At 76.4% G+C, this 19,224-nt stretch carries 1 protein-coding gene; it reads left to right on the forward strand.

Annotated elements, in window-relative coordinates; genetic code table 11:
* Window positions 1-327 precede the first annotated feature (327 nt).
* On the forward strand, window positions 328-19,176 hold the full coding sequence (locus tag AC069R_RS04765) for a non-ribosomal peptide synthetase (protein ID WP_478764523.1): 18,849 nt from the start codon (window positions 328-330) through the stop codon (window positions 19,174-19,176).
* The last annotated feature ends 48 nt before the right edge of the window (window positions 19,177-19,224 follow it).

Here is a 19,224-nt window from a genome sequence, read left to right on the forward strand (position 1 = left end):
GGTTCCGGCCGGGGTACGACGGATGTCCGGCCGGAGTGCCGGCCCCCGCCCCGGATTCCGGCCCAGCCTCCGCCGGGATGCCCGTCCCCGGTACGTGGTCCGCCCGGTAGCGCGTACCCGGATCCGGCCCGGACACCGCCGTACCGCCTCGCGCGGCCGGGCGTCACACCCCGGTGCCGGTCATCCCCGTCCGGTCCCGGCAACCCCGTTCGTCCAGCACCGTCACATCCCCGCTGTGCCCCCGTTCCAGCGCGCCGCCCCCGCGGTGGGACCGGGTCGCCCCCGTGGCCCGCGCCGCATCGTCCCGCTCTCCAAAGGACTAGACCCATGACGGACCCGCACGACAAGCCCGCACCGGCGTCCTCCCTGCCGCACTCCGGACCCGCCGGCACCGCGGAGAGCGGCACGACCGCGGCGCACCCGACCCTCGGCGCGCTGTTCGCCGCCTGGGTGGCCCGCACCCCGGACGCCCCGGCCCTCACGGACGGCCGGCGGACCTGGACCTACCGCCAACTAGCCGAGCGGGCCGACCGGTTGGCCGCACACCTGATACGTCAGGGCGCCGGGCCGGAGCGGGTGGTCGCCCTGGTCCTGCCGCGCTCCATGGAACTGATCGCCGCCGAACTGGCCGTCTCCCGCGCCGGTGCCGCCTTCCTGCCCGTGGACCCCGGCTACCCCGCCGAGCGCCGGACACTGATGCTCACCGACGCCGCCCCCGCCGTGATCCTCGATGACGCAGGCCGGGTGGGCGAGTCGACCGATGTCCGCGACGGCACGGAGCCTGTGGGGGAGCCGGGCGCCAGGGGCGACAGCGCGGCGTACGTCATCTACACCTCCGGTTCCACCGGCACCCCCAAGGGCGTGACGGTCACCCACCGCGGCATCGGCGGTTTCGTCGCCGCCGCGGCCGAGCGGTACGCCGTGGGTCCCGGCGACCGTGTGCTCCAGTTCTCCTCGCCGAGCTTCGACGCCTCCGTCCTGGAGCTGTTCATCTCGGTGCTGTGCGGTGCCACCCTCGTCGTACCGCCGCACGGCCCCTGGCTCGGCGACGAACTCGCCGCTGTCCTGGACGAGCACCGCATCACCCACGCCCTGATCCCGCCGGCCGCGCTCGCCACCCTGCCCGGCCCCGCGACCGGTGCCGGGCGCCATCTGCGCACGCTGATCGTGGGCGCCGAAGCCTGCCCCGCCGGGCTCGTGGACACCTGGGCACCCGGCCGCCGGATGATCAACTCCTATGGTCCGACCGAGGCCACCATCGTCGCCACCTGGACCGGGCCGCTCACCGCGGGCCGGGGCACCCCGACGATCGGCGGCGCCCTGCCGCACACCCGCGCGTATGTGCTCGACGCCGCGATGCGGCCCGTACCGCCCGGCACCGATGGCGAGTTGTTCGTGGGCGGTGACGCGGTGGCCCGCGGCTACCTCGGCCGGCCGGGCCTGACCGCCGCCCGCTTCGTCCCCGACCCCTTCGGCCCGGCCGGGGCCCGCCTCTACCGCACCGGCGACCGGGCGCGCCGAACCCCCGACGGGGAACTGGAGTTCCTTGGCCGGCTCGACCGGCAGGTGAAGATCCGCGGCTTCCGGATCGAGCCGGGCGAGATCGAGGCCGCCCTGCGCCGGGCCGGTGCCGGTGCCGTCGGCGAGGCCGTGGTCGTCGTACGCGAGGACGAGCCGGGCCACCAGCGCCTCATCGGCTACGTCACCCCGGCCGCCCCACAACCCGCCACCGCCCCGGCCCCGGCCGCCGCCGCGAACCGCGCCGCAGTCCCTGCCTCGGCCGCCGTCCCGGATCCGGCTGCCGCCCCGAACCGCGCCGCAGCCCCTGCCTCGGCCACCGTCCCGGATCCGGCCGCCGCCGCGAACCGCGCCGCAGCCCCTGCCTCAGCCACCGCCCCCGCCTCGGCCACCGCCCCCGACCCGGCCGCCCCCGCGCCCCACCCCGCGCGCCCCCTCGACCCCGCCGCCCTCCGTGCCGCCGTCGCCGCGTTGTTGCCCGCGCACATGGTCCCGGCCGCGGTCGTGGTGCTGGAGCGGATGCCGCTCACCCCGCAGAACAAGATCGACCGGCGGGCGCTGCCCGCGCCCGAGCGGACGGCCGCGGGCGGCCACGTGGCGCCGCGCACGGAGCAGGAGCGGGCGCTCGCGGCGATCTGGGCCGACGTCCTGGGCGTGACCGGGGTCGGCGTGACGGACGACTTCTTCGACCTGGGCGGCGAGTCCATCCTCGCCGCCCGCGCCCTGTCCCGGATCCGCGAGGAACTGGGCGTACGGCTGACCGTGCGGGACGTCTTCTCGGCGCGGACCATCGCCGCACTCGCCCCGCTCCTCGCCGACCCCTCGGCCGCCGCGCCCCCCGAGCCGATCGCCCCGGCGCCGCGCGAGGGCGCGCTGCCGCTGTCCAGCGCGCAGCGGCGGCTGTGGTACCTGGACGACCTCAGCGAGGGCGGCACCGAGTACAACACCGGTGTGTCGCTGCGGCTGCGCGGCGCCCTGGACACGGACGCGCTGCGCCGGTCGCTGCACCGCCTCGCGGCCCGGCACGCCGCCCTGCGCACCACGTTCGCCACGGCGGAGGACGGGCAGGGCGTCCAGCGGATCGCGGCCGAACCGGACCTGCCCCTGCGCACCGCCGACATCCGCGCCCTGCCCGCCGCGCGCCGCGCCGAAGCCGCCGAGGACCTGCTCACCGAGGAGCTGCGCCGGCCCTACGACCTGGCGGCCGGGCCGCTCACCCGCGCCCTGCTGGTGCGGCTCGCGGGCGAGGACCACCTGCTGCTCCTCGCCCAGCACCACATCGTCACCGACGGCTGGTCGGTGGGCATCCTCACCCGCGAACTCGCCGCCCTCTACCACGCCGAGACCACCGGCGAGCCGGACGGCCTGCCCCGACCAGGCGTGCAGTACCCGGACTTCGCGGTGTGGGAACGCCGGCAGCGGACCTCCGGCGCGGACGCCGCCGACCTCGCCTACTGGAAGCGGCACCTGGCCGGACTCCAGCACCTGGAGCTGCCCACCGACCGGCCGCGTCCCGCGGTGCGCACCACCGCCGGAGCCGCCCACCGGCACCCCCTGCCCGCCGAACTGGTGGCCCGGCTGCGCCAGTTGGCCACCGGACGCGGCACCACGGTGTTCACCCTGTTCGCGGGCGCCGCCGCGCTGCTGTTCGCCCGCTACTCCGGCCAGCGGGACATCGCGTTCGGCACCGTCACCACCGGGCGCGGCCGGCGGGACCTGGAGGACGTGCCGGGCTTCTTCGCCAACACCGTGGTGCTGCGCGGGGAAGTGGACGAACGGGCCACGGTGGACCGGTTCGTGGAGACCATGCGGACGACGGTGCTGGACGCCTTCGCCCACGACGGGGTGCCGTTCGACCGGGTCGTGGAGGAGCTGGCCCCGCCCCGCGACCCCAGCCGCACCCCGCTGGTGCAGGCGCTCGTCGTACAGCAGACCGCCCTGCCCGTCCCGCCGCGCTCCGGCGCGCTGCGCCTCGCGGAGCATCCGCTGCCCCGCCCGGCCGCGCGCTTCGACCTGGTCCTGGAGTTCACGCCGGAGGCGGACGGCGGCTGCGTGCTGACCGCCGAGTTCAACACGGACCTGTTCGAGGCGGCGACCGTGGCCCGCCTGACGGCCCATCTGCACCGCCTGCTGGAGGGCATGGCGGACGGTCCCGGCCGTCCGCTGGCCGAGCTGCCCATGCTCTCGGCCGAGGAGCAGCGCACCCTGGTGGACACCTGGAACCCGCCCGCCCGCCGGTCCCGGAGCACCGGGCACGGCACGCTGCCCGAGCTGTTCCACGCACAGGCGGCCCGCACCCCGGACCGTACCGCCGTCGTGTGCGCGGGCACCCGGCTCGACTACGCCGAGGTCGCCCGGCGCGCCAACCGGCTGGCCCGGCTGCTCATCGCGCGCGGCGCGGGACCCGAGACCCTGGTCGCGCTCTGCCTGCCGCGCACCGCCGACCTCGTGCCCGCGCTGTGGGCCGTGCTCACCGCGGGCGCCGGCTACCTGCCCGTGGACCCCGGCTATCCGGCCGAGCGGGTCCGGCTGATGCTCGGCGACGCCCGGCCCGCCCTCGTCCTCGCCACCCGCGAGACCGCCGCCGCCCTGCCCGCCGACTGCGCGCCGCTGCTGCTGGACGAGTGCGACGAGGCGGGGCAGGCCGAGGCGGACGTGACCGACGCCGACCGGCACGCGCCGCTGCTGCCGGACCATCCCGCGTACGTCATCTACACCTCGGGCTCCACCGGCCGGCCCAAGGGCGTGGTGGTGACCCACCGCAGTGTCGCGGCGCTGGCCGCGTGGGCGGGCGAGCGGTTCGCGGGCGCCGGACTGAGCCATGTCATCGCCTCCACCTCCCTCAACTTCGACGTGTCGGTGTTCGAGCTGCTGTGCCCGCTCACCGCCGGCGGCACGGTCGAGGTGGTCGCCGATCTGCCGGCCCTCGCCGACGGCTCCGGGCCCCGGCGCGCCGGGCTGCTCAGCGGGGTGCCCTCCGTCGTCTCCCGCCTGCTCGCGGGCGGCAGCGCACCGCTGGCCGCGGACACCGTCGTACTGGCCGGGGAGGCCCTGCCCGCGCAGACCCTGCACGAGTTGCGCGCCGCCATGCCCGCGGCCCGCCTCGCCAACATCTACGGCCCCACCGAGGCCACCGTGTACGCCACCGCCTGGTTCGCCGGCGACGAGCTGCCGGAACAGGCCCCGCCCATCGGTGAACCGGTCGCGCTCACCCGCGGCTACGTCCTGGACGGCCGCCTGCGGCCCCAGCCGCCCGGCGTCACCGGCGAGCTGTACCTGGGCGGCGCCGGTCTGGCCCGCGGCTATCTGCGCCGTCCCGGTCTGACCGCCGCCCGGTTCGTCGCCGACCCGTTCGGCGCGCCGGGGGAGCGGATGTACCGCACCGGGGACCTGGTGCGCCGCGGCGCCGACGGCCGGCTGGAGTACGTGGGACGGATCGACCAGCAGGTCAAGGTGCGGGGCTTCCGCATCGAACTGGGCGAGGTGGAGGAGGCGCTGCGCGGCTGCGCGGGCGTGGCCGAGGCCGCGGCCGGCGCCGTCACCGGCGACGGCGAGGACCACCGGCGCCTGGTCGGCTATGTCGTCCCGGCCGCCGGCGAGCGGGTGGAACCGGAGGCCGTACGCCGCGAACTCGGCCGGACCCTGCCCGACTACATGGTCCCCTCGACGGTCGTCGTACTGGAGAGCCTGCCGCTCGGCCCGAACGGCAAGGTGGACCGCGGCCGGCTGCCCGATCCGGGCCCCGCCGTGCGCGCCGTACGGCACGTCGCGCCCCGCACCCCCACCGAGCGTGCGCTCGCCGCGATCTGGGCCGAGGTGCTGCGCGTCGAACGCATCGGCGTCGACGACAACTTCTTCGAACTCGGCGGCGACTCGATCCTCAGCATCCAGGTCGTGGCCCGCGCCCGGCAGGACGGCCTGGCCCTGACCTCGCGGGACGTCTACCGGCACCAGACGGTCGCCGCCCTGGCCCGCTGCGCGGACGCCGCGGGCGGCCTCCGCGCCACCGCCCCGGCGGCGGAGGCGGCCACCGGCACGGCCCCGCTGACCCCGATCCAGCACTGGCTGTTCGGCGCCCCCGTGCACGACGCCGGGCACTTCTCCCAGGCGCTGTCCGTCCAGGTGCCCGACGACCTGGACCCGGCCGCGCTGGAGGACGCGCTGAACGACCTCACCGCCCACCACGACGCCCTGCGCTCCCGGTTCGCCGCCACCGGCGAACAGGGCGGCGAGATCCTGTGGTTCATCGACGCGCACACGCCGCGCGTCCGGCTGGCCCGGCACACCGGCCCGGACACCGACACCCCGCACTTCGGGCCGTTCGACCTCGCCCGCGGACCGCTGCTGCGCGCCGTGCTGCACGACACCGCGCCCGGCCGGCCCCGGCTGCTGCACCTCGCCGTCCACCACCTGGTGGTCGACGGCGTGTCCTGGCGGGTGCTGCTGGAAGACCTCGACCGCGCCTACCGGGCCCGCCGCACCGGCGCCGACGGCGCAGCCGCGCTGCCCGCGAAGTCCTCGCCGCTGCGCCAGTGGGCCCGCCGGCTGGCCGCCCACGCGGCGGACGGCGGCTTCGAGGACGAGCGGGAGTACTGGGCCCGTGCCGTCCCGGACACCGGACCGCTGGTACCGGACAGGCTGGGGCACGGCGCCAACACCTACGCCTCGCAGCGCGCGGTCACCGTACGGCTGGGCCCCGAGGACACCTCGGTCCTGCTGCACACCCTGCCCGACACCTACCGCACCCAGGTCAACGACGTCCTGCTCAGCGCCCTCGGCCGGGCCCTGTGCGCCTGGAGCGGCCGGGACCGGGTGGTGGTCGACGTCGAGGGGCACGGCCGCGAGGAACTCTTCCCCGAGCTGGACATCAGCCGCACGGTCGGCTGGTTCACCACCCGCCACCCCGTCGCGCTCACCGTGCCCGACGACGACTGGGACGCCGTGCTGAAGCGGGTCAAGGAGCAGCTGCGCGCGATACCCCGGCACGGCCTCGGCCACGACGCGCTGCGGCATCTGACCGGACCCGGCGGGGACTTCACCACCTTGGACGCGCAGATCAGCTTCAACTACCTGGGCCGGATGGGGCTGCTGACCGAACCCGGCGGGCTGTACCGCGGCACCGCCCGGCCGCTGGAACTGGACGCCGACCCGGCGGCCGAGCGTCCGCACGCCCTGGAGGTCGTCGGCCAACTCGTCGGCGACCAGCTGGAGTTCACCTGGTTCTATTCGGACCGGCTGCACGACGAGGACACCATCGGGGCGCTGGCCAAACGCTTCGCCGACGCGCTCGCGGACCTGGCCCGGTTCGCCGCCCGGCCCGGAACGGCCGGGCGCACCCCGTCCGACTTCCCGCTGGCCCGGCTCGACCAGGACGCCGTGGACCGGGTCACCGGCCCGGACCCGGCGGCCGTGGCGGACGTCCTGCCGCTCACCCCCACCCAGGCCGGCATGCTGTTCCACGGCCTGTCCCAGGACGACCGCGGCGTCTACTTCCAGCAGCTCACCTTCGTCCTCGACGGCGTGCCCGACCCGAGCGCCTTCGCCGCCGCCTGGCAGCAGGTCACCGACCGCGCCGAGGTGCTGCGCGGCCGGGTCGTCTGGCAGGACGTGCCCGAGCCGCTGCTCGTGGTGCAGCGGCACGCGACCCTGCCCGTCACCCACCTGGACTGGCGGGACCTGACAGAGCCGGAGCGGCGCGCCCGCCTCGGCGAACTCCTGGCCCGCGACCGCGCCGAGGGCATCGACCTCGGCCGGGCCCCGCTCCAGCGCCTGCTCCTCGCCCGCGTCTCCGGCACCGCCGTGCGCGTGGTGTGGTCCTTCCACCACCTGCTGCTCGACGGCTGGAGCCTGTTCCAGGTCCTCTCCGACGTCTTCGCCCTGCACGGCGGCGACGGCCCGGACACCCTCCCGCACCGCCCGCCGTACCGGGACTACCTCGCCTGGCTGCGCGACCGCGACACCGGGGCCGCCGAACGGCACTGGCGGCACCGGCTGGCCGGCCTGACCGAGGCCACCGCGCTGCCGTACGACCGCGAGCCGCGCGAGAGCCACCGCGCCGAGTCCACCCACGCCGTGCGGGTCACCCTGCCCGAGGCCACCAGCCGGGCCCTCAAGGAGCTGGCGCGGACCTCCGGACTGACCCTCAACACCCTGGTGCAGGGTGCCTGGGCGCTGCTGCTGGCCCGGCAGTCCGGCCGGGACGAGGTGGTGTTCGGCACCACCGTGTCCGGCCGGCCGCCCGAGCTGCCCGGCGCCGACGCCATGACCGGCCTGTTCATCACCACCCTGCCGACCCGGACCGCCGTCCCCGGCCACGGCACCCTGCTCGACTGGCTGCGCGCCCTCCAGCACGACCAGAGCGAGGACCGGCGCTTCGACCACCTGCCGCTCACCCGGCTGCGCGCCTTCACCGAACTGCCGGAACGCGTCGGGCTGTTCGACAGCATCGTGGTCTTCGAGAACTACCCGGTGGACGACGACCTCGCCGCCGCCCACGGACTGCGCGTGAGCGGCCTGAAGGGCATCGAGACCACCAACTACCCGCTGAGCCTGACCGCTTATCCCGGACCCGAGCTGACCCTGCGCCTGGGCTACGACCCCGACCTGTTCGACGCGGGGACCGCCGAGCGGCTGGCCGAGTACCTGCGCGTGCTGCTCGCGGGGATGCCCGACGGCACCCGGCGCCCGCCCGCCCGGCTCCCGCTGCTCACCCCCGAGCGCCGCGAACAGGTGCTGCGCGCCTGGAACGACACCGCCACCGAACGGACCGCCGCCACCACCGCCGGCCTCTTCGCCGAGCAGGCGCGCCGCACCCCCGACGCGGTGGCCCTGGAAGCCGGCGACGAACACCTCACCTACCGCGAACTCGACGCCCGCGCCGCCCGGTTGGCGGCCCGGCTGACCGGCCTCGGGGTACGCCCGGAGACCCCGGTCGGCGTGCTGATGGACCGGTCCGTGACGCTGATCGTCACCCAGCTGGCCCTCGCCCGCACGGGCGGGGTGTACGTGCCGCTGGACGGCCGGGCACCGGCCGAGCGGCTGCGCCGGATGCTGGCCGAGGCCGGCGCCGCCCTGCTGCTCACCGACGCCGCCCGCGAGGAGACGGCCCGTCAGCTGCTGCCGGGAGACGGCGTACTGCGCGCCGACCGGACCCCGGACGCGGAGGGCCCCGCCCCCGACGGGCCGCCGGCCGCCGTCCACCCCGACAACGTCCAGTACCTGATGTTCACCTCCGGCTCCACCGGCACCCCCAAGGGCGTCGCGGTCCGCCAGCGGGACGTCGCCGCCCTCGCCCTCGACCGCGCCTTCGCCGGGCACGACCGGGTCCTCGTCCACTCGCCGCACGCCTTCGACGCCGCCACCTACGAAGTGTGGGTACCGCTGCTGCGCGGCGGCACGGCCGTGCTCGCACCGGCCGCCGACCTGGACGCCGCCCAGGTCCGCACGGCCATCACGGAACAGCGGGTGAGCTGCCTGTGGCTGACCGCCGGACTCTTCCGGCTCCTCGCCCAGGAGGACCCCGGCTGCCTGCGCGGCGCCCGCGAGGTGTGGACCGGCGGCGAGGCGGTGCCGGGCGCGGTGGTGCGCCGGGTACTGGACGCCTGCCCCGGCCTGACCGTGGTGGACGGCTACGGCCCCACCGAGACCACCACCTTCGCCACCCGCCGCGCCTTCCGCTCCGGCGACCCGCTGCCCGCCGTACTGCCCATCGGCCGCCCGCTGGACGACATGCGCGGCTACGTCCTGGACGCCGCCCTCCAGCCGCAGCCGCCGGGCATCCCCGGCGAGCTGTACCTCGCGGGCGCCGGTCTGGCCCGCGGCTACGCCGGCCGGCCCGGCGCCACCGCCGCCCGCTACCTCGCCGACCCCTTCGGGCCGCCCGGAACACGGATGTACCGCACCGGCGACATCGTGCGCTGGAGCGCCGACGGCGAACTGCACTTCGTCGGCCGCGCGGACGACCAGATCAAGATCCGCGGCTTCCGTGTCGAACCCGCCGAGATCGAGGCCCGGCTCACCGCCCACCCCGCCGTCGCCGAGGCCGTCGTCTCCCTCTACACGGACGCCGGGCGCAAACGGCTGGCCGCCCACCTCGTCCCGGCCGGTGACGCGGCGCCGGGCGCCGCCGAACTCCGCGCCCACCTGGCCGACGGCCTGCCCGACTACATGCTGCCCGCCGCGTTCGTCACCGTGCCCGAGCTGCCGCTGACCGCCAACGGCAAGGTCGACCGGCGCCGGCTGCCCGCACCCGACTGGTCGGCCGGCGCCGAGCGCGCCCACCGCGCCCCGCGCACCGACGCCGAGCGGCTCCTCGCCGGGATCTGGGCGGAGCTGCTGGGCGTGGAACGGGTCGGCGTCGACGACAACTTCTTCATGCTGGGCGGCGACTCGATCCTCAGCATCCAGGTCGTCTCCCGCGCCCGCGCCGCCGGACTCACCCTCACCCCGCGCGACCTGTTCAAGCACCCCACGGTGGCCGGACTCGCCGCCGCGGGCGGCTCCGCGGGGCCCGCCGTCGCCGGCAGCGGACCGGTCAGCGGGGCGGTGGACCTCACCCCGATCCAGCACTGGTTCCTCGACCCGCGGCCCGCGCACGCCGACTTCTTCGACCAGTCCGTCGTCGTCGAGGCGGCGGGCCCGGTGGACGAGGACGCCCTGCGCCGCGCCCTCACCGCCCTGTGGACCCACCACGACGCCCTGCGCGCCCGCTTCACCACCGCCGCCGACGGCACCTGGCGGCAGGACGTCCCCGCCGCCGGGGCCCCGGCGCCCGACCTGCTCCAGGTCCACGACCCGCGGGCCGAGGAACTCGTCACCGCCGCCGCGCACGCCGGACTCCGGCTGGAAACGGGACCGCTGTTCACCGCCCGCCTGTTCACCGCCGACGGCACCCGGCCCGCCCGGCTGCTGCTGGTCGCCCACCACCTGCTGGTCGACGGCGTCTCCTGGCGCATCCTGCTGGAGGACCTGGAGACCGCCTACCGGCAGGCCATATCCGGGGAGCCCGTACGACTGCCCGCCCGCACCACCTCCGCGCACGAGTGGGCCCGGCGGCTGCGCGACCACGCCGGTGCCTTCGCCGCCGGGCTCGACCACTGGGAGCGGACCGCCCGGCACTGCGCCGACCCGCTGCCCGCGGACGGCACCGGCGGCAACACCATGGCCGACGTCCGCGAGGTCACCGTACGGCTGGACGGCGACCGCACCGACGCCCTGCTGCGCCGCGTCCCCGGCGTCTACCGCACCCGCGTCGACGACGTCCTGCTCACCGCGCTGGGCCGGGTCCTCGCCGACTGGACCGGCCGCGAGACCGTCGCCGTCGGACTGGAGGGCCACGGCCGCGAGGACCAGCTGTTCGAGGACGTCGACCTGTCCCGCACCGTCGGCTGGTTCACCTCCCTCTACCCGGTCGCCCTCACCGTCCCGGCCGGCGACTGGGGCACCGCCCTGAAGGCCGTCAAGGAACAGCTGCGCGCCGTACCCGACCGGGGCCTCGGCTACGGCGTCCTGCGCCACCTCGTCCGCGAGCCCCGGCTCACCGGCACACCCGAGCCCGCCATCAGCTTCAACTACCTGGGCCGCTTCGACTGGTCCGGGACCGGCGGCACCCTGGTCGGGGCGGTGCCCGGCGGCCTGGGCGGCGCCGAGGCACCCGGCACCGAACGCCCGCACCTGCTGGACGTGGTGGCCCGCGTCGAGGCCGACCGGCTGGAGATCACCTGGTACTACAGCGCCGCACGGCACCACGAGGAGACGGTCACCGCGCTCGCCGAGGGCGTGCTGCGCGCGCTCGGCGACATCGTCGCGCACTGCGCGGGCCCGGACGCCGGCGGCCGTACCCCGTCGGACTTCCCGCTGGCCCGCCTGGACCAGGCCGCCGTCGACCGCGTCGCCGGAACCGGCCGGGACGTCGCGGACATCTACCCGCTCACCCCGATGCAGGCCGGCATGCTGTTCCACAGCCTGCTCGACCCGGCCGGCCGCACCTACGTCAACCAGGTGCAGCTCGTCCTGAACGGGGTCACCGACCCGCGGGCACTCGCCGCGGCGTGGCAGCACACCGCCGACGCCAACCCCGTCCTGCGCACCCACCTGGTGTGGCAGGAGACCCCGCAGCCGCTCCAGGTCGTCCGGTACCGCGCCACCGTCCCCGTCACCCACCACGACTGGTCCGGCCGCACCGCGGACGACCTGGACCGGCTGCTCGCCGAGGACCGGGAGCGGGGCATCGACCTGGGCGCCGCGCCGCTGATGCGGCTCACCCTGATCCGGCTGGCCCCCGACCGGGTCCGCCTGGTCTGGACGTTCCACCACGTCCTGCTCGACGGCTGGAGCGCGGCCCAGGTCTTCGACGAGGTCTGCGAGCGGTACGCCGCGCTGACCTCCGGGCGCCGCCCCCGACTGCCCGGACGCAGGCCGTTCGCCGACTACCTGCGCTGGCTCGCCGGGCAGGACACCGAGCGGGCCGAACGGCACTGGCGGACCGCCCTCGCCGGCTTCCAGGCCCCCACCGAACTGCCCCGCGACCGGCGGCCCGCCGAGGCCCACCGCGCCTCCTCCTGCGACACCGTCCGGATGACCCTCGCCCCGGACGTCTCGGCACGGCTGCGCGAGACGGCCCAGCACGCGGGCCTCACCCTGAACACGGTCCTCCAGGGCGCCTGGGCGCTGCTGCTGTCCCGCTACGGCGGCGGCACCGACGTGGTGTTCGGTACGACCGTCTCCGGCCGGCCCGCCGAACTGCCCGGCGTCACCTCGATGGTGGGCCTGTTCATCAACACCCTGCCCACCCGCGCCCGCGTCGACGGCGAACGCCCGCTGCTGGAGTGGCTGCGCGAACTCCAGGCCGCCCAGTCCGAGGCCCGCCGCCACGACTTCGTCTCGCTGGCCCAGTTGCAGTCCTGGAGCGAAGTACCCGGCGGCACCGGCCTGTTCGACTCCATCCTGGTCTTCGAGAACTACCCGTTCGACGAGCACGCCCTGTCCCGGCACGGCCTGTCCATGGAGCAGGAACGCGACCTGGAACCGACGAACTACCCGCTCAGCGTCGTCGTCGCACCCGGCGACACCCTCGCCGTGAACCTGGACTACGACCCGGCCGCCTTCGACGCCCCGACGGTACGGGCGCTCGGTGAGAGCCTGCGCACCCTGCTGACCGGCATGGCCGACGACCCCGGCCGCACCCTCGCCGAACTGCCCCTGCTCGATACGGCCGGGGCACGGGCGCTGGTGGACCGCCTCGGCGGACCCGTGGCCGCCCTCCCGCCGGACACCCTGCCCGACGCGTTCGCCCGGCAGGCCGCGCGCACCCCGCACGCCCCGGCCGTCCGCCACGGCGAGCAGTGCCTCACCTACGCCGAACTCGACGCCCGCGCCAACCGGCTGGCCCGCCGCCTCATCGCCGCCGGCGCCGGACCCGAGCGCTTCGTCGCCCTGTGCCTGCCCCGCACCGCCGACCTGATCGTGGCGCTCCTCGCGGTCCTCAAGAGCGGCGCCGGATACCTGCCGGTCGACCCCCGGTACCCGGCCGAGCGCGTCGCGTTCCTCTTCGAGGACGTACGGCCCGACGCCGTGATCACCGCCGCCGCGACCGCCGGACGGCTGCCCGAGGGGCCGTTCACCCGGATCCTGCTGGACGAGGAGCCGGACCCCCGGACGCCGGACGCCCCGGTCGGCGACGGCGAACGCCGCACCGCCCTGCTGCCCGGCCACCCCGCCTACGTGATCCACACCTCCGGCTCGACCGGCCGCCCCAAGGGCGTCGTCGTCAGCCACGCCTCCGTCCTCGCCCTGACCGACTGGGCGGCGGCCGAGTTCACCGGCCGCGGCCTCGCCCATGTGATCGCCTCCACCTCGCTCAACTTCGATGTGTCGGTCTTCGAGATCTTCGCCCCGCTGCTGGCCGGCGGCTGCGTGGAGGTCGTCCGCGACCTGCTGGCCCTCGCCGAGCGCCCCGGACCCTGGCGTGCCGGACTGCTCAGCGCGGTGCCCTCGGCACTGGACCGGCTGCTCGCCGAGGACGCCGTACGGATCACCGCCGACACCGTCGTCCTCGCGGGGGAGGGGCTGCCCGCCCGGACCGTGCGCCGGGTCCGGGAAGCCGTCCCCGGCAGCGAGATACGCAACATCTACGGGCCCACCGAGGCCACCGTCTACGCCACCGCCTTCACCTGCGACCCCGCCGACCCCGACCGCGACCCGCCGATCGGACGGCCGCTCGGCGGCGCCCGCGCCTACGTGCTGGACGAGCGGATGCGCCCGGTACCCGTCGGCGCGCCCGGTGAGCTGTTCCTCGCCGGGACCGGTGTGGCCCGCGGCTATCTGCGCCGCCCCGGCCTGACCGCCTCCCGGTTCCTGCCCGACCCGTTCGGCCCGGCGGGAAGCCGCATGTACCGCACCGGCGACCGGGTCCGCTGGACGGCCGGCGGCGACCTGCGCTACCTCGGCCGCGGCGACGACCAGGTGAAGGTGCGCGGCTTCCGCATCGAACTCGGCGAGGTGGAGGCCGCGCTGGCCCGCCACCCGGACGTGGCGGCGGCAGCGGCCCGCGTGGTCGAGCAGGACGGCCACCGGCGGCTCGTCGGCTACGCGGTGCCCCGCGCGGGCGGCCTGCCGGACCCCGCCGAACTGCGCGCCTTCCTCGCCCGCGGCCTCCCCGACCATCTGGTCCCCGCCCTCGTCGTACCGCTGGAGCGGCTGCCGCTCGGCGCCACCGGCAAGCTCGACCGGCGGGCCCTGCCCGCCCCCGAGCGGGCCGCGTCTGCCACCGGCAGCCGAGCGGGCCGACCGCCGCGCACCCCGGCGGAGCACACCCTCGCGGCCATCTGGACCGAGGTGCTGGGCGTGCCCGAAGTAGGCGCCGACGACAACTACTTCACGCTCGGCGGCGACTCCATCCTCGGCATCCAGATCGTCTCCGCCGCCCGCCGGGCCGGTCTGGCGCTGACCCCCCGGCACCTGTTCACCCACCAGACCCTCGCCGAACTCGCCGCCGCCGCCGAGCAGGTGCCGGACGGCGCCACCGCCACCGCCGAACAGGGCCCGGTGACCGGCGACGCCCCGCTCACCCCCGTACAGCACTGGCTGCTCGACACGCTCACCGGAGACCCCGCGCACTTCAGCCAGACGGTCTCCTTCGAACTGGCCGCCGACCCCGACGAGACCCTGCTGCGGGCCGCCCTCACCGCCGTACTGGAACACCACGACGCGCTGCGGCACCGCTTCGAGCAGGGCGGGGACGGCCGGTGGCGGCAGTACGGCACCGCGCCCGGCGACAGCGCCGCGCACCTGGAGGTGCACCGGGACGCGGAGCCGCGCGAGGTGGCCGCCGCCCTCGGCGCCGCCTTCGACCTGGCCCGCGGGCCGCTGCTGCGCGCCGCCCTGTGCCGGCCGGGCGGCACCGCACGGCCGGTGCTGCTGCTCGCCGCCCACCACCTCGTCGTGGACGCCGTGTCCTGGCGGATCCTCCTGGAGGACCTGGAGATGGCCTACCGCGCCCTGCGGGACGGCGCACGGCCCGGACTCGGCGCCAAGAGCACATCCTTCCAGGCGTGGGCCCGGCGGCTCGCCGCGCACACCGAGGCGGGCGGCTTCGACACCGAACTCGCCCACTGGCAGGGCACGGAGACCGGCATCACCCTGCCGGCCGACCACACCGGCGGCGCGAACACCGCCGGCACCGAGGAGAGCGTGACCGCCGGACTCGACGCCGAGGAGACCCGCCGCCTGCTCCAGGACGTCCCGGACGCGTACCGCACCCGCGTCAACGACGTCCTGCTCGCCGCCCTGGGCCGGGTCCTGGCCCGCTGGACGGGCCGGGACCGGGTGGCCCTCACCCTGGAGGGCCACGGCCGCGAGGAATACCTCGACGGCACCGACCTCGCCCGCACCGTGGGCTGGTTCACCACCGTGTACCCGGTCGCCCTGGACGTGCCCCGCGGCGCGGACACCGGCGCCGTACTGAAGTCCGTCAAGGAGAACCTGCGGGCCGTACCGCACGGCGGCCTCGGCTACGGCGCGCTGCGCCACCTGCACCCCACGGCCGGCGCCGCGCTGCCCGCGCTGCCGCCGGTGTGCTTCAACTACCTCGGCCGGCAGGACCGGACCCCCGCACCCGGCGGCCTGCTGGGCGCCCCGCACGGCGACGGCCTCAGCGGCGGCATGGACCGCGCCGCCGACCGCCCCTACCTGCTGGACGTCCTCGGCCGGGTCACCGGCGACCGGCTGGAGTTCACCTGGTCGTACTCCCGCGAGGTGCACCGGCGCGAGACCGTCGCCCGGCTCGCGGCCGAACTCGCCGACGAGCTGCGGGAGATCGTCCGGCACTGCGCCGAACCCGGCGCCGGCGGCCGCACCCCCTCCGACTTCCCGCTCGCGCCCCTGGACCAGGCCGCCGTCGACCGGCTCGCCGGCGACGGGACGGACGTCACGGACGTGTACCCGCTCACGCCCACCCAGACCGGCATGGTGATGCACGGCCTGGACGAGGCCGAACACGGCCTGTACGTCGAGCAGATCACCTTCGTGGCGGACGGCGCCCGCGATCCGGGCACGCTGGCCGCGGCCTGGCAGCACGTCGTCGACCGCACCCCGGTGCTGCGCACCTCCGTCGCCCTGCACGGCGTGCCCGTTCCGCTCCAGGTCGTCCACCGGGACGTGACCCTGCCGGTCACCGAGCACGACTGGAGCGCCCTGCCCGAGGAGCGGCGGGAGGCGGAGCTGGAGCGGCTGCTCGCGGACGAGCGGGCCCGCGGCCTCGCCCTGGAGCGCGCCCCGCTGCTGCGGCTCGCCCTGGTGCGGCTCGGCCCGGACGCGGTACGGGTCGTATGGACCTTCCACCACGTCCTGCTGGACGGCTGGAGCGTCTTCCACGTCCTGTCCGACGTACTGGCCGCCCACCAGGCCCTGGTCCGGGGCGAGCGGCCCCGGCTGCCCGAGCGCCGCCCGTTCGCGGACTACGCCGCCTGGCTGGCCGCCCGCGCCACCGGCCCCGCCGAGGACCACTGGCGCGGGGCCCTGGCCGGCCTGCGCACCCCGACCCCGCTGCCGTACGACCGCAGGCCCGCCCCCGGCACCACGGCCCGCTCGGGCAACTGGCTGTCGCAGCGCCTCGGCGCCGAAGAGACGCGCCGGCTCCAGGAGTTCGCCCGCCGGCACCGGCTCACCCTGAACACCCTGGTGCAGGGCGCCTGGGCGCTGCTGCTGGCCCGGTGGAGCGGGGAGGCGGAGGTGTGCTTCGGCACCACCGTCTCCGGGCGGCCGGCCGACCTGCCCGGCGCCGACACCATCACCGGCCTGTTCATCACCACGCTGCCCGCCCGGATCACCGTCGACGGCGGCGCGCCCGCGGCCGGCTGGCTGCGCGCGGTGCAGCAGGCGCGAGCGGAGGACCGGCGCCACGACCACCTGCCGCTCAACACGCTGCACACCCTCACCGAACTACCGCCCGGCACCGGCCTGTTCGACAGCCTGGTGGTGTTCGAGAACTATCCCGTCGGCGACGCGACCGCGGGCGCCCACGGGCTTGCCCTGCGCGACCTGGACGCCCGCGAGGCCACCAACTACCCGCTGACCGTGGTGGTCTCGCCCGGCGACCGGCTGGCCGTCGAACTCGGCTACGACCCCCGGTACTTCGACACGCACACGGCGGACGCGCTGGCCGCGCAGCTGCTGCACACCCTGCACACCCTGGCCGGCACGGACGGCACCGCCCGCCTCGACGACCTCGACGTGCTGCCGCCCGCACAGCGCGAGCGGCTGCTGCGCGGGCCCAGCCGCCCGGAGATGGGCGAGGTGCCCGCCGTCACCCTGCCCGCCCTCGTGGAGGCCGCCGCCGACCGCCGCCCGGACGCCCCCGCGCTCGCCGCGCCCGGCCTGCTGCTCACCTTCGCCGAGGCGGAGGCGCGGGCCAACCGGCTGGCGCACCGGCTCATCGCCCGCGGCGCCGGCCCCGGCGACCTCGTCGCGCTGCTGCTGCCCCGCTCCGTGGACATGGTGCTGGCCCAGCTCGCGGTGGCCAAGGCGGGCGCCGCGTTCCTGCCCGTGGACCCCGCCTACCCCGAGGAGCGGATCGCGCTGATGCTGCGCGACGCGGCCCCCGCCCTGACCCTCGACGCCAAGGAGATCGCCGCGCTGCTCGCCGCGGACCCGGACGAGGTCCCCGGACACCGGCCCGGCGACGCCGACCGCAGGCGCCCGCTGGACCTGGACGACACGGCCTACGTCATCTACACCTCCGGCTCCACCGGCACCCCGAAGGGCGTCGTCGTCACCCATCGCGGGCTCGCCGCGTTCTCCGCCGCCGAGGCCGCCCACTACCGGGTGGCCGAGGGCGACCGGGTGCTGGCCTTCGCCACCCCCAGCTTCGACGCGTCCGTGCTGGAGCTGTGCATGTCCCTGCCGCACGGCGCCCGGCTCGTCGTCCCCCGCCCCGGACCGCTGCTCGGCGCCGAACTGGCCGATGTCCTGCGGGCCGAGCGCATCACCCACACCCTGCTGCCGCCGGCCGCGCTCGCCACCCTGCCGCCCGGCACACCGGGCACCCTGCCGGACCTGAAGACCCTGATCGTCGGCGCCGAGGCGTGCGGGGCCGACCTCGTGGCCCGCTGGGCGCCGCACCACCGCATGGTCAACTCCTACGGCCCCACCGAGGCCACCGTCGTCGCCACCTGGTCGGCGCCGCTGGCCGCGGACGGCGGCGCACCCCCCATCGGGCGCCCGCTGCCCGCCACCGGCGCCTACGTCCTCGACGCCCGGCTGCGGCCGGTGCCCGACGGGGTCGCGGGTGAGCTCTGGCTGTCCGGGCCGGCGCTGGCCCGCGGCTACCTCGGCCGCCCCGGACTGACCGCCGCCCGGTTCACCGCCGACCCGTTCGGGCCGCCCGGCACCCGCATGTACCGCACCGGCGACCTGGTGCGCCGCGACAGCGGGGGCGAACTGCGCTACCTGGGGCGCACCGACCACCAGCTCACGCTGCGCGGCCACCGCATCGAGGCGGGCGAGGTGGAGGCGGCCCTGGTGCGCCACCCGGACGTGCTGGACGCGGTGGTGACCGTACGCGAGGACGAACCCGGCCTGCCGCGGCTGGTCGCCCACCTGCTCACCGCCCCCGGCGCCGAACCCCCCGCCGCGACCGAACTGCGGGCCCTGGCCGCCCGGTTCCTGCCGGGCCACATGGTCCCGTCGGCGTTCGTGGCGCTCGGCCGGTTCCCACTCACCGAGAACGGCAAGACCGACCGGGCGGCCCTGCCCGCACCGGCGCCGGACGAGGAGCGGGACAGGCCCGAGTACGTGGCACCGCGCACGCCCACCGAGGAGGCGCTGGCGGCCATCTGGGAGGAGACCCTTCAGACGGCCGTGGGCGCCGAGGACGACTATTTCCTGCTCGGCGGTGACTCCATGCGCGCCCTGCTCATCGCCTCCCGCGCCAACGACGCGTTCGCCACCGCGCTCACCCCCCGCGACGTCCTGGTCTCCCGCACCGTCGCCGCCCTCGCGGAAGTGGTGGAGGACCAGATCCTGAGCGAACTGGAGGACGCCGCGTACGGCGACACCGACAGCGCCGCGTACGGCGACGCCGACGACCTCGGCACCGGCCCCGACGGCACCGGCCCCGACGACGAAGACGCCGCGCTCGGCGGCAACGACCACGAACGGTGAGGACCCGACGACCATGACGTCTTCGACCCCTTCGACCCCCTCGAACCC

The organism is Streptomyces sp. NPDC043952 (assembly GCF_056435325.1).